Origin of the sequence: Hahella sp. KA22 (genome assembly GCF_004135205.1) — a bacterium.
Taxonomy (GTDB): Bacteria; Pseudomonadota; Gammaproteobacteria; order Pseudomonadales; family Oleiphilaceae; genus Hahella.
Window position 1 is genome coordinate 3,329,527 of record NZ_CP035490.1, and the last position, 14,767, is coordinate 3,344,293.

Genomic DNA, 14,767 nt, shown 5'->3' on the forward strand with positions numbered 1-14,767 from the left:
AACGGCAGGTTAGAAGCTGACCATCATGCCTTGCGGCAGCCACTCGTTGAAGACAGCGGAGGCCAGCAGTTGCTTGGCTTGTTCGATGTCTGGGCCGAAGTAACGGTCGTGATCGTAGAACGGCACCACCTGACGCACTGACTTGCGCGCTTTCTCCACCAATGCAGAGGACTTCAACGGGCTGCGGAAATCCATGCCCTGAGTGGCGGCCAGAATCTCAATGGCGAGAATGCCGCGGGTGTTGTCCGCCATGTCGGTCAGACGACGGCCGGCGTAGGTCGCCATGGACACGTGGTCTTCCTGGTTGGCGGATGTCGGCAGGCTGTCCACGCTGGAAGGGTGGGACAGACATTTGTTCTCGCTGGCCAGCGCGGCGCTGGTCACCTGTGCGATCATGAAACCGGAATTCACGCCGCCGTTGTCCACTAGGAAAGGCGGCAACTTGGACATGTTCGGATCGATCAACAGGGCCATACGGCGTTCGGACAGAGAACCGATTTCCGCCAGCGCCAGCGCCAGATTGTCCGCCGCCATGGCGACTGGCTCCGCGTGGAAGTTGCCGCCGGACAGAATGTCGTCTTCGTCGGCGAATACCAGCGGATTATCGGACACCGCATTGGCTTCCGCCTGCAGTACTTCCGCCGCGTTGCGGATTTGCGTCAAACAGGCGCCCATGACCTGAGGCTGGCAGCGCAGAGAGTAAGGGTCCTGCACCTTGCCGCAGTTGCTGTGGCTCTGCGCGATCTCACTGGTGTCCGCCAGCAAGTGGCGATACATGACCGCCGCGTCGATCTGGCCTTTCTGGCCGCGGGCGTCATGAATACGAGGATCGAAAGGAGTGCGGCTGCCCAGGGCGGCCTCCACGCTCATTGCGCCGGTAACAGTGGCCGCCGCGTACAGATCTTCAGCGAAGAACAAGCCTTCCAGGGTGAACGCCGTGGAGGCCTGCGTGCCGTTGAGCAGAGCAAGACCTTCTTTCGGCGCCAGGGTGACAGGCTGCAGGCCGGCGATATCCAGGGCGGTCATGGCGTCGACGATTTTGCCGTCATGTCTGGCCTGGCCTTCGCCCAGCAGCACGCAGCTCATATGCGCCAGTGGGGCCAAATCGCCGGAAGCGCCTACGGAGCCTTTCTTGGGCACAATCGGATAGACTTCAGCATTCACCAGCTTGATTAGCGCATCCACCACCAGGCTGCGAATGCCGGAGTAGCCCCGCGCCAGCGCATTGATTTTCAGCGTCATCATCAGGCGCACAGTAGCGTCGTCCATGAAGTCGCCGGTGCCTGCTGCGTGAGACAGTACGATGGAGCGCTGCAGCACTTCCAGTTGATCTTCGGCGATACGGGTGTTGGCCAGCAGGCCAAACCCGGTGTTAACGCCATAGACCACGCGGCCTTCGCGCATGACGCGAGCGACGGCTTCGTGGGATTTATCCATGACGCGGTAGGCGTCTTCGCTCAGTGACAGTTTCACCGGGCCGCGGCTGACTTTGCGCAGATCCGCCAAGGTAAGTTGACCGGGGTTAATTAACAGCTCATTCACGTTATGTACTCCGCTACGCATTAGTCTTTCAGCATCGGCAAGTCGAGGTTGTTTTCTTTGGCGCAATTACGAGCGATGTCGTAACCCGCATCGGCATGGCGCATTACGCCAGTGCCGGGATCGTTGCGCAGCACGCGAGCGATACGCTGATCCGCCGCTTCGCTGCCGTCACAGACGATCACCACGCCGGAATGCTGGCTGAAGCCCATCCCTACACCGCCGCCGTGATGCAGAGACACCCAGGTGGCGCCGCCGGCGACGTTCAGCATGGCGTTCAGCAATGGCCAGTCGGAAACTGCGTCGGAACCGTCCATCATGCTCTCAGTTTCCCGGTTGGGGCTGGCGACGGAGCCGGAATCCAGGTGGTCGCGGCCGATAACTACAGGCGCTTTCAGTTCGCCGTTACGCACCATTTCGTTGAAGGCCAGACCCAGACGGGCGCGGTCTTTCAGGCCCACCCAGCAGATACGCGCCGGCAGACCCTGGAAGCTGATGCGCTCGCGCGCCATATCCAGCCAGTTGTGCAAGTGCGGATTGTCGGGAATCAGTTCTTTGACCTTGGCGTCAGTTTTGTAGATGTCCTCCGGGTCGCCGGATAGCGCCGCCCAGCGGAAAGGCCCTACGCCTTCGCAGAACAGGGGACGAATGTAAGCGGGCACAAAACCGGGGAAATCGAATGCGTTCTTCACCCCTTCTTCCAGCGCCATCTGACGGATGTTGTTGCCGTAGTCCAGAGTCGCCGCGCCGGCTTCCTGTAACGCCAGCATGGCTTGCACTTGCACCGCCATGGATTGCTTGGCCGCTTTAACCACGGCGGCAGGGTCTTTCAGACGCATTTCCGCTGCGTGCTCCATAGTCCAGCCTTGCGGCAGGTAGCCGTTCAGCGGGTCGTGAGCGGAAGTCTGGTCGGTGACCACGTCAGGAGTAACGCCGCGCCTGACCAGCTCCGCGTATACGTCCGCTGCGTTGCCCAATAAGCCGATAGAAATCGCTTCGCCGCTCTTTTTGGCGTCTTCGATCATCGCCAACGCTTCGTCCAGATCCTTCGCCTGTTTATCCAGGTAGCGCGTGCGAAGACGGAACTCGATGCGGCTGGGATCGCAATCCACCGCCAGCATGCAGAAGCCGGCCATGGTCGCCGCCAGGGGCTGCGCGCCGCCCATGCCGCCCAGACCGCCGGTCAGAATCCATCTGCCGTGGGCTTCACCGTTGAAATGTTGCTTGGCGACGGAAACGAAAGTCTCGTAAGTGCCCTGCACAATGCCCTGAGAACCGATGTAGATCCAGGAGCCGGCGGTCATCTGGCCGTACATCATCAGGCCTTTCTTATCCAGCTCGTTGAAGTGTTCCCAGTTGGCCCAGTGGGGCACCAGGTTGGAGTTAGCGATCAGAACGCGGGGCGCGTCGGCGTGAGTCTTGAATACGCCTACCGGTTTGCCGGATTGCACCAACAGCGTCTCGTCATCTTCCAGGCGCTTCAGCACTTCCACGATTTTGTCGAAGCATTCCCAGTCGCGGGCGGCGCGGCCGATGCCGCCATACACCACCAGGAATTTAGGGTGCTCGGCGACTTCCGGGTCCAGATTGTTCATCAGCATGCGCAGCGGCGCTTCGGTCAACCAGGACTTGGCGTTCAACTCTGAGCCGCGTGGGGCGCGGATCTCTCTCTGGTCGTCATGGCGAGGATCTTTCATCGGTTTCTCCTGTGAGTTACTTCTACGCTTTTGTTGTTGGTTTGCCCAGCAGACCGGCCAGGCGCGCGGCGAGTCGTGCGGCGACGCGGGCGGTTCTGCTGTCAATATCGTAAGTCGGGTTATATTCGGCGATATCCGCCATCAACACCGGCAGCGCTTTGCGCTGAATGGCGTCCAGCATGGCCTCGACGATTTCCAGTGGTACGCCGTAGGCGGCGGGGGCGCTGACGCCAGGGGCGGTGGCTGCGGGCAGTACGTCCAAATCAATCGTCAGGTACAGGCAGTCCACTTTGCTCAAGAACGCGTCCAGGGCGCGCAGCATCGGCCCCAATTGGGTGAAGCCGCAATGGGTGTCCTTCAAATAGGTGACGCCAAGTTTGTCGGCGCGGTCGAACAAGGCCTGGGTATTGGCGTATTCACTGATGCCGAATACGGCGTAGTGGAATGGCTTGCCGGTGTTCTTGCAGTACTTGGCGATTTGCTGGAAAGGCGTGCCGGAGCTGGCCCCTTCGCTGTCGCTGCGCAGATCGAAATGAGCGTCCAGATTCAGAATGCCGAGCACTTTGTCCGGCGCTGCTTGATCCAGGTGCCGACGCAGACCTTGAAAGCTGCCCCAGGCGACGTCATGTCCGCCGCCCAATACGATAGGATTGTGCCCCGCCTGCAGCTGTTTGAATACTTTGTTGGCCAGCGCCGCCTGGGCGTCTTCCAGTTCGCCTTCCCACTGAATGTTGCCGCAGTCATAAACCGGCCGGGAAAGGCGCCAGGGCAGGTTCGCCAGGGCTTTGATGATTTCGTCAGGGCCGTTCGCGGCGCCCACGCGGCCTTTATTGATATAGACGCCGAGATCGCAGGGATAGCCGATCAACGACACGCCCGCCGGACTGTCTTCCTGCGGTGCGCGAACTTGCTGGTGCCAGCGTACGGCGGCGGGGCCGTCGGCGCTGTCGATGCGTCCTGACCAGACTTTTGTCTCAGACATTGTGAATTTCTCCATGAAAAACGCGTTGATGCGGACCGGTGACGCCGAATTCGTAGCTCAACTGAGCCGGGTGCTGGCAATCCCAGACAATGAAATCCGCCGCCATGCCCGGCGCCAGACGCCCGATGCGGTCCTGCATGCCGAGCGCCTTGGCGCCATGGCGCGTGACGCCGGCGAGCGTTTCTTCCGGCGTCATGCCAAAGAAGGTGCAGCCCATGTTCATCATCAGGCGCATCGACGCCAGAGGGCAGGAGCCGGGATTGAGATCAGTGGCCAGAGCCATGGGAACTTTGTGCCTGCGCAGCAACTCCATGGGCGGACGCTGGGTTTCCCGTAAAAAATAAAAGGCGCCGGGCAGCAGCGTCGCCACCGTGCCGGAGGCCGCGATAGCTTGTACGCCGGCTTCGTCCAGATATTCCACATGGTCGACGGAAAGCGCGTTGAATTCGGCCGCCAGCGCGCTGCCGCCGCTCAACGTCAGTTGCTCCATGTGGCCTTTCACCGGCAGGCCCAGTTTCTGTGCGGCTTCGAACACCCGGCGGCATTGCTCTGGGGTGAAAGCGATGGATTCACAGAATACGTCCACGGCGTCAGCGAGCTTTTGCTCATGGGCCATGGGCAGGGCTTCTTCGCAGATCCAGGAGATATAGTCGTCGGAGCGGCCGGCGTATTCGGGAGGCAAGGCGTGAGCCGCCAACAGGGTGGTGCGGATGTTGACCGGATAGCGCTGCCCCAGACGTCGCGCTACGTGCAGCATCTTCAGCTCTGATTCCAGGTCCAGGCCATAGCCGGATTTGATCTCCACGGTGGTCACGCCTTCGCGCAGTAAGGCCAGCAAGCGTTTCTCGGACTGTTGCAACAGCTCTTTCTCGGTGGCTGCGCGGGTGGCGCGCACGGTAGAAATTATGCCGCCGCCCTGCTTGGCGATATCCGCGTAGGAAACGCCTTGCAAGCGCATTTCGAACTCAGCGGCGCGGTCGCCGCCGTAAACCAGATGGGTATGACAATCCACCAGGCCGGGGGTAATAAGGCGGCCATTGGCGTCAGTAATGTTATCGGACGCGCCGCCATCCCATTCAGACATGGGAACGATGGCTTCGATATTGCCGTGCGCCACGCCGAGTGCGTGGTTTTCCAGCAGTCCGTAAGCGTGTTGGGCGTCAGGATCAAGGGTGGCGATCCTGGCGTTGATCCACCAATCCATAAAATCTCGCTCTCTGCAGTGTTTTTATAAATGTATATACATTTAAAGACAAAAAACGCATTTTGCGCAAGAGGGGAGACGAGAAAAATTTCTTCTCATAACGCACACCAAAACCGGTTTTGCGTAGCCTGGAGACAGTGTGTGTATTCCATAATGGCTATAAAAATAGAGGGTTTAAGACATTTTATGAATTTGGGAGCTGGTGCGAATGTAGCGAATTCTGCGTTCTCTCAGCTTGCGTTCAGCGGGGTTTTGTGAGACTGGGAACTTTAAATGTATATACAAATATGCGGCCGGTAACTGCTTGATCTAAAGGCAAGATGGTTGCAGTTGGGGGAAAAAATAAGGAAAACCACAAGAGTCAGTCCGCGCGGAAGACGTGACTGCGGCTGTCAGTCGTCGGTGGCGCGACTGCAAGATAATCTGATTTGATGATCTCTATTGAGTAGAGATGAGTAAAGAGGCGATGTCTATGAAAAGTGACTGTCGGATTGCAGGCGATAGCGGCTGCCAGGATAAGTCAGATGGGCGCTGCTGACTAATTGCTGACGGCTCCAGGTGCGACGGTAGATGCGCAGGCAGGGCTCACTGATATTGATTTCCAGCAGCTCACACTGATCCGGGGCCGCCAGCACCGCTTCAATAATATGCTCCACATCGGAAACCGGATAAACGGACGTAAGGTATTGGTTGGGCGTGACCACGGAAAAATCCTGGTCCAGATACTCCGGCGCCAGCAAAGGGTTGATGTAGCGATCTTCCAGTTGCACCGGCACCCCGTCTTCCAGATGGACGATTAAAGTGTGAAACACCGCTACGCCGGTTTTAATGCCCAACTGTACCGCCACATTAGAGGAGGCGCACAATTGCTCCTGCTTGACGATGCGTGCGCTGTACTTATGCCCCCGGGCTTTGATTTCTTCCGCGATATTGCGGATATCCTGAAAAGAAGAGGTGGGCTTGGCGTCGTTGACGAAGGTGCCTTGCCCTTGATATCTCACCAGACGCCCTTCGTTCACCAGGTCCCGTATCGCCTTGTGCACAGTCATGCGGCTAACCTGAAACTGCTGCGCCAGCTGCATTTCCGTGGGAATGCGCCCGCCGACCACATAGCGCTGGCTCTCAATGCCGCTGACGATGAAGTCTTTAACCTGCTGAAACCGGGGTTTGGATGACACGAATAAATTGTCCTTGCGATTGCCTGACGAAAGCCGCCGATGACTCGGGCGCATATTGTATAGGCATTTTAGCGGCGAATCAGGAGGTTGTAATGAATAAGCGCAACCCGACCAGACTGTATACAAATATTTACATTTGATTAGTGCATTTTATGAACAGAGTCTATGCTTACTAGCGAGCCGGGCGTTGGATAGAGCATTCTCTTCCAGTCAGACGCCGTCTGTGTCCGCTGTATCCAACGTAGTGCCTGTGTTGTGCTCGCCGAGGGAACTCTGATTAGCCAGAGGAGTCCCTGCAGGATACCGCGGCCGGCTTTTTGCGAGTTGCTACATCCGTTCCCCTGCAGGCGTGGCTAGAACGCCGACAACAACAGAGGAGCGAAGCTATGTTGATCAAACACCACCTCCCGACACATTCCTATCCGGTTGTTCCAGCGAATCTGAAGGTATTTCTGTTTTATCTGGTGGCGATTATGTTTGCGGTAAGCGGTATCGCATTGGGTTGATGTCTCAGGCGCCCGCGGATGGCGGGCGTCACAGCAGTTTGCGGTTGAGCGCGACGTCTTTGTATCCCTTCTGCACGTCGAACATCCGGCTCAAAGGGATAAGGTAAGGACTGTCTGTGGCTTTCTCGCCGTTAATGGTTTCCAGGTTGATGCTTTTGAGCGGCTGATGGGGGCGATACAGCAGATTGCGTAATGGCGCCAGACAGGCGTCGATATCTGGATGGTCTGGCGCAATTGTGATGTCCAGCTGTTTGCCATTGCGGCGAGAAGTCATGATCAGCTCCGGCCCCCTAAACGCCATATGGATGGAGTCCAAACGCTTCGGCAGTCGCTGTTTCAGGCCCGGCAGACCCAGCCCGCAAAGAGACATGGGATCGCTGGCGTTGAGCCAGTGGACGCGCGTCTGCGGCAGGCTGTTCTGCAGCATTTGCAGGGCTATGGGGGTAATGAACTGTGGGCCGGGGATATCTTTGAAAAAGTAGCCTCCGATAATTTCTCTGGATAGCTCCATCAGACGCAGACAGCGAAACACCGCGCTCCAGCGCATTTCCGGAAGCTCTCTTTGCAGAAGCTCGCGAAATACCACGCCATAGCGACTTAACAGCAGGCGCGCGCGATCTTTGCCGCGCTCCTGTTCCGTTATCGGATCTTCCTGCCGCAGGGGCCAGCGTACCTGGCGCCATGTTCCGGGACTGTTCGCCGCCTGTTTTGACTGGGCGAAGGAATGGCGCATGGCCCGCCGGCGCGAAGGAGGTCTGCCGGAGCTCTGAGCGGGCAGGTCGGGAATAGTGAACTGATTTTCCACTCCTCTGCGCAACGCGGCGAAGGTGTCATTGTGGACGCGTTGCTTCCATACCCAGCCCCATAAGCATTCCGTCAGCGCAGTGTTGTCCAGTCCGCTTTTCCCTGAGAGGGCCTGGAAGTCGTAACGGCTGTCGGCGTCTGGAAACAGGGCCTGCAGTTCGCTGGCGGCTGCTTCATTCAGAGGGGCGGGGGCGTCAAGCAGATCCAGATCGGCGTTGAAGCAGAAGAGAGTTTTGCCTTCCTCTACGCCCAGCCACTCCAGGTCGGACTCCTGAAACAGGTGATCCAGCAAGGCCGGGTTGTAGTCCGGCAATCGCGCGGGGAGTATTTCATTCTCCCACAGCGCGGCGGGAGCGGGCGTTCCCTGCAGGCGCTGCAAAATATCGAAGAGTCGCTCATGGGGATCGTCATCACGTTCACACGCCTGGGTCTGCCAGCAATGTAAGAACAGGGGAAGCTGCTCTAAGGGGAGGGGAGCGAATTCCGGCGTGGCTTCCTTGCGCGCCATATGCAGGAGTATTTCGAAGTTCTCCCGGTCGCAGTAGCGCAGCTCAGTGTTCCCTTCGATCAGCGGGCCCGCCACGATTGCGCGCGCTTCCACCAGATCGTCGAGAGCCCGTTGCAGGCGCTGTGGATCGACGCCGAGCCAGCAGCTTATCTCCGAGAAGGATACTGGACCGTAAAAACGCAGCCATTCGCCCAGCAGCGTATCGAAGAGCGCATCGGATTCCGCATCCTCGCCTGTTTCCGGGTAGAACGCCTGTGCGAGGGAAGCTTGGTTTTCACGCGCCGCCATAATCCGGGCGCCACGATGTTCCAGGCGAATGAGCTTGGCCTCCGTCGCCGCCAGCATGTCTTGCAGCGCCTCCTTACCAGACTCTGACTCAATGCGGGCGAGTAACTCGCGCCATTCTGAATCCGGAATGGCGCCGCGCTCTTTGACCCAGTCCAACAGGTCCCGCGCGCTGTCTGGCGCATACCCCGGCGTCAGGCGCTGGCGTTTATGCTCAAAGCGACGACATAGCTCCGCGTTTACGGTGGGACGCAGTTCATCGTTATACAGCAGCTCCCGCAGCAGGTCCTCGCTGAGATTGGAGGTCTTGTCCGAGGTGGGCGAGTCGTCCTTGTACATGTACAGGTTGACCTGTTCCCAGGCGATATTCTGCGCCATGGGGCTGGGCGTCCGGGTGTTGGCGACGGACCATTGAATCTGCCCGGTCTGGAGTTCCTCCAGCAGCTGTTTTAACGCGCTTATATCAAACTCATCCTGCAGGCAGGTGCGCCAGGTTTCCAACAGAATGGGGAAGTCTTCGTACTTGAGCACGGAGTTCAGCAATTTCTGCGACTGTAAGCGACTCATCCACAAAGGACGACGCTCGTTGAATTTGCCTTTGCTGAGCAGCAACGCCCGGCCTGCGCACTCTCGGAAACGGGCGCCGAAAAAGCCGGAACCTTCCAGACGGGCGCGTAACAGAGCCTCTATCCGCTCCGGGGAAACCAGAGAGAGAATGGTTTCCACGGGAATCTCCTCAGGCATCTGCAGGACGATGCACTCGTTACTGACATACACCACCGGCTGCTCGCCGAAGGACTCCAGCCAGGCGGCTTCAAGCGCCATGCCCCAGGGGCGGTTCACTTCCGCGCCCCAACCGGTATGCAGCACCATCTGACGGCCGTGGCTGTGTCCCAGGATAGACTCGACGATCTCCACTAACAGATGGTGACGATGCGGCAGAGGGCGTCCCGTGTGCGCCCGTTGACGGCGCAGGAAATCCAGCAGGGAGTCCGCCGCCTCTTCCGTCATGTAGTATTGCGATTGCAGGGTGGCGTTGAGGTCAGTGGCGTCCAGGTCAGTGTCGAGATACTTGAGGAACAGGCCGATGCGCTCGGAAAAATGGAAGTTGCGGCTGATGGATTCGGCTTTCCAGAACGGCGGCGTAGACGCGCCGGCTTTGGCGGGAAGCACGAACACATCGTTGTGGGTGATTTTCTGAATCTGCCAGAATTGCGCGCCCAGAGTGAAACTTTGTCCGATTTTCGCCTCCCAGACAAACTCTTCGTCCAGCTCGCCGATGCGGGCGCTGCTGTCCTGATGGCGCAGATGAAAATAGCCGCGATCCGGTATCACGCCCCCGGACTGATACAGCGAGAGCAACGCGCCCGGTCGCGCCGTGACCGTATTGTCCAGGCGATCCACAGATATGCGCGCCTGCAGTTCACGGATACGACTCTCCGCATAACGCCCCGCCAGCATGTCAATCAGCAGATCAAACTGGCGGCGGGGCAAAGGGTGGTAAACGCTGGACATGCGCAAATGCGCGTAGAGTTCGTCCAGGTCCCAGGTTGCGACCCCGGTCATGGAGATAATTATCTGCGCCAGCACATCAAGGGGACATTGCAGCGGTCGTACTGGCTCCAGGTCTCTTTCCATGATGGCTTTGGCCAGCACGGCGGATTCCAGAAAGTCCTGCGGGTGCGTGGGAAACAGAGAACCGACGCTGACGTCGCCGACATTATGTCCGGCCCGCCCCACGCGCTGGATCGCCGCCGCCACCGAACCGGCGGTCTGCACCAGTACGACTTCGTCCAGGGCGCCAATATCAATACCCATCTCCAGGGAGCTGGTGGCGACGATGGCGGCCAGTTCGCCTCCCTTGAGGCGCTGCTCCACCTCTGTACGGATCTCTCGCGACAGCGAGCCGTGGTGCGCGTAAGCCACCATCGCGTCCGCCGCCTGATTGATCTTGTAGGTGAGCTTTTCACACAGGGCGCGATTATTGGTGAAGATCAGCGTGGCCCGGTTGCCCTGAATTCGCGTCAGCAGGGTTTCCGCCAGGGCGTCCCAGAGGTGTTTGTCCGCCCCGCGATGGGCGATGGCGGCCGGATAATTGACGCTGAGCCGGTAATGCTTGGCGGCGTTGGATTCCACCAGTGTAATCAGGCGCTTGCGGTATTGAGGGTGGCGCGCGTAGTCCGGCTGGGCGACCTCCAGTTCGTAGCCGGCGATAAAGTCCGCGGCGACGGAGATGGGGTTGATAGTGGCGGACAGGGCGATGCGCTGAAACTCACCGGACAGATCCACCAGACGCTCCACGGCGGAGATCAGGTAAGCGCCCCGTTTGACGCCAAGCAGGGAGTGCGCTTCATCAATGATGACCGTATCCAGATCCTGCAGCAGGGTGAGGCCGCTTTGCGAACTCAGCAGCAGGTTGAGGCTTTCCGGCGTGGTGATGAGAATCTCCGGTGGTTGCCGTAGCATCTGGCGGCGCTCGCCTGAGGGGGTATCGCCGCTGCGGGTCTGTGCGCGGATAACCGGGAAGGGCTCGCCTTGGCGCTCAAAGCAGGCTGTCAGCTCCGCCAGCGGGCGGCTAAGATTATTGCGGATATCGTTATTCAGCGCTTTCAGTGGCGAAATGTAGAGTACGCGCGTGCGCCCCGGTTGCAGCTCACCGGTGGCGAAGCGATTGAGGGCCCAGAGAAAGGCGGTGAGGGTTTTACCGCTGCCGGTGGGGGCTGTGATCAGGCAGTGCTCGCCGGAAGCGATGCGCGGCCAGGCTTTGGTTTGAATATCCGTAGGCGCGCCCAGGTTGGCGGTGAACCATTCCGCGATAAGTGGATGAAATAAAGACAGCGCCTGGGACATAAGAAACCGTTGTCGCCTTGTGGTCGTAAATAATGGTTGCCGATAAAAGTAATCTGAATCATATATGAATTCGGCGAAAGTTTGACGGTTCCCCACTTCGCGTAAAGAATTGAAGGTATAACGCCTGTGTCTGGTTTCTGTGGGACGAGGAAACCGTTTTGGTGTGGAGGCTATAAAGCATGCGATGGTATTCCTGTCCTGTCCTCTCTTGTCCTGCTATGGCGCTGGTTGCGTTGATGTTGGGCGCATCCTTGTGCCGGGCCGATGATACGATTGAAAAACTGACGTTTATGACCGAGGACTATCCCCCCTTTAATTATGTTCAGGACGACAAGCTCAAGGGGTTTTCCGTTGATTTGCTGGAGCTGATCCTGAAAAAGCTCGGCTCTAAAAAGACGCGCAAGGATATCCAGGTGCATCCCTGGGCGCGCAGCTACCGGCTTACTCTGAAAACCCCCAATACGGTTTTGTTTGTCATGACCCGGCGCGGCCCGCGGGAGAATCTCTTCAAATGGGTGGGACCGGTGGCGGCGTCCCCGATTGTGTTGCTGGCCAAAAAAGAGCGCAATTTGAAAGTCCGCTCATCGGAAGAGGTGAAGCAATTTCACATCGCCTCCGTACGTGAAGACATCGCTGAAATCGTACTGGATGAATACGGCGTGCCTCCCGAGAAGCGCGAGCCAGTGCCTTACCCTGAGCTGGCGGCGAAAATGCTGGAGGCGGACCGGGTGGACATGTGGGCCTACGGCGACATCGCCGCCTATTGGATCATCAAGCAGAACGGCTTTAACCCCTCTGAGTATGCGCCGGTGTATGATTTCGGCTCCGCTGGCGATAACTATTACGCCTTTAATATTGATACGCCGGACTGGATTATCGAGCGCTTTCAGAATGCGCTGGACGAGCTGAAAACGGAGATGGAGGCCAACGGCCAAACCGTTTATCAGAATATTATTGATCGCTACATCAAGTAGGAACGGACGTCCCGCATGAACAAAGATCTCAGTTTCGGCGCGCTTATGGGGCTCACTTCCGGTTTGTTGATCGCCGGCATCGGCGTGCTGCTGGAGCTGGCGGACTGGAGCGACGCCCTGTGGGTGAACTACTGGATGCCCGGCGGCGTGTTCGGCGCCGCCATCTGTCTCGGCGCCTGGCGGCGGGGCTGGAACGCCGAGCGCAAGGGGCTGCGCCTGCTGATCGTTATCGCCGCCACGATTCTGGGGTGGCGTTTGTGCTTTCTGTTCTTCATCTCATCCTGGGAGGTCGTGTCACTGGCGCTGATGGGCGCAGTAGGCGCCTGCGTCACCGCCATCGGCGTTATCCTCGCCTGGCGCATACGCGCCTGGTTGATCTTTTTGGCGTCATTCACTCTGGCTGGCGCCGCGGGCGGCGTGGTGGACTTCGTGCTGATCAACAGTCTGCCTGAGATCGCCAAAGGCGCCGTCTGGCATGGCTTTTGGGAAAGCGCGGCGATTTTCCCCGTTTGGCAGGCGATAACGCTGGCCTGCGCCCTTGCTGTAGGCGGCCCCCAGCCCGTCAGACAGGGCTTCCCAACGCCCAAAATAAGTAAACGTCGTTAAATTAAATTTGCGTAACCCTTGATCCCCGACTAGCCTTTCAGCTATCCAGTTAGCGGTCCCTGCATTACCGGCGAGCCAAGGTCGGCGACAATACTTTTTTCTTTTAAAAACAGGAGCGAAGCCGGTAGGAGAGACTGGATTGAATTGCGTTTCCAATTAATGGAGGAAAAGACAATGCAATCCAGAACAAAAATAAAAACAGCGGTATTTCTAGGTCTTCTTGGCAGTTCAGTTGGCGTATCCGCAGAAATGGGCGATTACTCATTCTGGGATACCTTGGGCAACCTGATCTGGCCCCGGGGTGCGAACAACCCGGTCACGCAGGAGCAGCAAAACGCAGCGCAGTATCCCTTGACGCCCAACCCCTCCGAAGTTGCAGACGGCTTCAAGCCCGGAGCCTATCTGCAATGGCAGACCATTCAATTACATCCGGACACCGGCGCAATTTGCGGCAACGGCTCGCCTTATAAATTCTTCGTCAATCGCGTGGCGCACACCAGCAACACAGTGATTTATATGGAAGGCGGCGGCGCCTGCTGGGATTATGAAAGCTGCACCGGTCAGACCGGTATTCGCGGCGCTCGTAATCCGAATGGCATTCCCGATGACTACATGAGTCTGCAGAATCCTTCCGCCAGTCTGGTGAGCCCATTCGTGTTCCGTCTGCACCCCTGGACCCGCACCAAAACCCAGAACTGGAACATGGTGTACATTCCCTACTGCACCGGGGACATCTATACCGGGGATAAGGTCGCCATCTACGACGACCCCTCCGGCGAACATGACCCTCTGGTGTGGCGGCATAACGGCGTGCGTAATACACGCGCAGTGGTGGCCTGGCTGAAGAACAACTTGGAGCGCCCCGGGCAAATGCTGATGACCGGATGCAGCGCCGGCGGCGCGGGCTCATTCGCCAACTATCACCCGGTGCGTCGCGATATGGACCCCGGCAAGGCCTACCTGATCAATGACTCCGGACCCATCTTCCCGGCGCCGGTGACCGGCTCGGAAGAAGAGTACCCGTCCCTGAAACTGCAGAACACTATTCGCAATGTGTGGGGGCTGGATGGCGACGGCGACGGACCATTGTATTATCTCCGCAACGAACTGCCGTCATTGGATCTGAACGATCTGGGCACGCTGTACACCGCACTGGGCGAGCATTATCCGAATGACCGTCTGGGTCATACGCACTTCTGGGATGACCTCAATTACTCTTCTTATTCCTATGAGCGTTTCTATGACGACATCAATAACGAGCCGGACGAAGAGAAGCGCAAGCAGAGAATTCATCAGCGCTGGTACAAAGACACCAGCCACCTGATGACCTCACTGGACGGCTATGATAACTGGGGCTACTACATTCCGCGCTTCCGCGATGTGAATGAAAGCCACTGCACCAGCATCATCGAGTTCAACAATGCGGACATTCAGGAAGATGGACTGGAGTTGGGCGACTTCGTGAATAATGTGATGGAAGGCTCCGGCCCGGTCATGTCCGCTTCGGAAGAAGACTCCGTCAGCGATTATCAGAAAGGCTTCAACCTGCTGTACTGGCTGTTGGATCAGCTGCTGTAAACCGCTCTGACCGGTGAGTTGATACGTTGCGAATAAGCCCCCGTTCGGGGGCTTTT

Annotated in this window: 9 protein-coding genes; 3 read left to right on the forward strand and 6 right to left on the reverse strand. The window is 58.2% G+C overall.

What is annotated here, in order from left to right; all coding sequences use genetic code 11:
* Window positions 1–9: 9 nt before the first annotated feature.
* The 6 genes from hutH to EUZ85_RS14930 all read right to left on the reverse strand — a co-directional run bounded on the left by hutH (window position 10) and on the right by EUZ85_RS14930 (window position 11,553).
* On the reverse strand, window positions 10–1,542 hold the full coding sequence (hutH, locus tag EUZ85_RS14905) for a histidine ammonia-lyase (RefSeq protein WP_127970038.1): 1,533 nt from the start codon (window positions 1,540–1,542) through the stop codon (window positions 10–12).
* Between the two features lie 20 nt (window positions 1,543–1,562).
* Window positions 1,563–3,236 carry a urocanate hydratase gene (hutU, locus tag EUZ85_RS14910; protein WP_127970039.1) on the reverse strand — a complete coding sequence of 558 codons (1,674 nt, stop codon included), beginning with the start codon at window positions 3,234–3,236 and terminating at the stop codon, window positions 1,563–1,565.
* A gap of 22 nt (window positions 3,237–3,258) precedes the next feature.
* Complete coding sequence (gene hutG / locus EUZ85_RS14915; RefSeq protein WP_241567038.1) at window positions 3,259–4,218, reverse strand: formimidoylglutamase; 960 nt, start codon at window positions 4,216–4,218, stop codon at window positions 3,259–3,261.
* Window positions 4,211–5,422, reverse strand: a complete 1,212-nt coding sequence (gene hutI, locus EUZ85_RS14920) for an imidazolonepropionase (protein WP_127970041.1) — start codon at window positions 5,420–5,422, stop codon at window positions 4,211–4,213. Before hutI ends, hutG begins: the two co-directional genes overlap by 8 nt.
* A 470-nt stretch (window positions 5,423–5,892) precedes the next feature.
* Entirely contained in the window at window positions 5,893–6,600 is a 708-nt protein-coding gene (gene hutC / locus EUZ85_RS14925; protein WP_127970042.1) for a histidine utilization repressor, read from the reverse strand.
* Window positions 6,601–7,134: 534 nt separating this feature from the next.
* Entirely contained in the window at window positions 7,135–11,553 is a 4,419-nt protein-coding gene (locus EUZ85_RS14930; protein WP_127970043.1) for a DNA glycosylase AlkZ-like family protein, read from the reverse strand.
* Window positions 11,554–11,732: 179 nt separating this feature from the next.
* Here EUZ85_RS14930 and EUZ85_RS14935 point away from each other — a divergent pair, with 179 nt between their 5' ends.
* The 3 genes from EUZ85_RS14935 (at window position 11,733) to EUZ85_RS14945 (ending at window position 14,711) form a co-directional block, all read left to right on the forward strand.
* Entirely contained in the window at window positions 11,733–12,527 is a 795-nt protein-coding gene (locus EUZ85_RS14935) for an ABC transporter substrate-binding protein (protein WP_127970044.1), read from the forward strand.
* A gap of 15 nt (window positions 12,528–12,542) precedes the next feature.
* The gene (locus EUZ85_RS14940) at window positions 12,543–13,133 is read left to right on the forward strand and encodes a hypothetical protein (RefSeq protein WP_127970045.1); all 591 of its coding nucleotides are present in this window, start codon (window positions 12,543–12,545) and stop codon (window positions 13,131–13,133) included.
* 174 nt (window positions 13,134–13,307) lie between these two features.
* Window positions 13,308–14,711, forward strand: a complete 1,404-nt coding sequence (locus EUZ85_RS14945; RefSeq protein WP_127970046.1) for a pectin acetylesterase-family hydrolase — start codon at window positions 13,308–13,310, stop codon at window positions 14,709–14,711.
* Window positions 14,712–14,767: the final 56 nt, after the last annotated feature.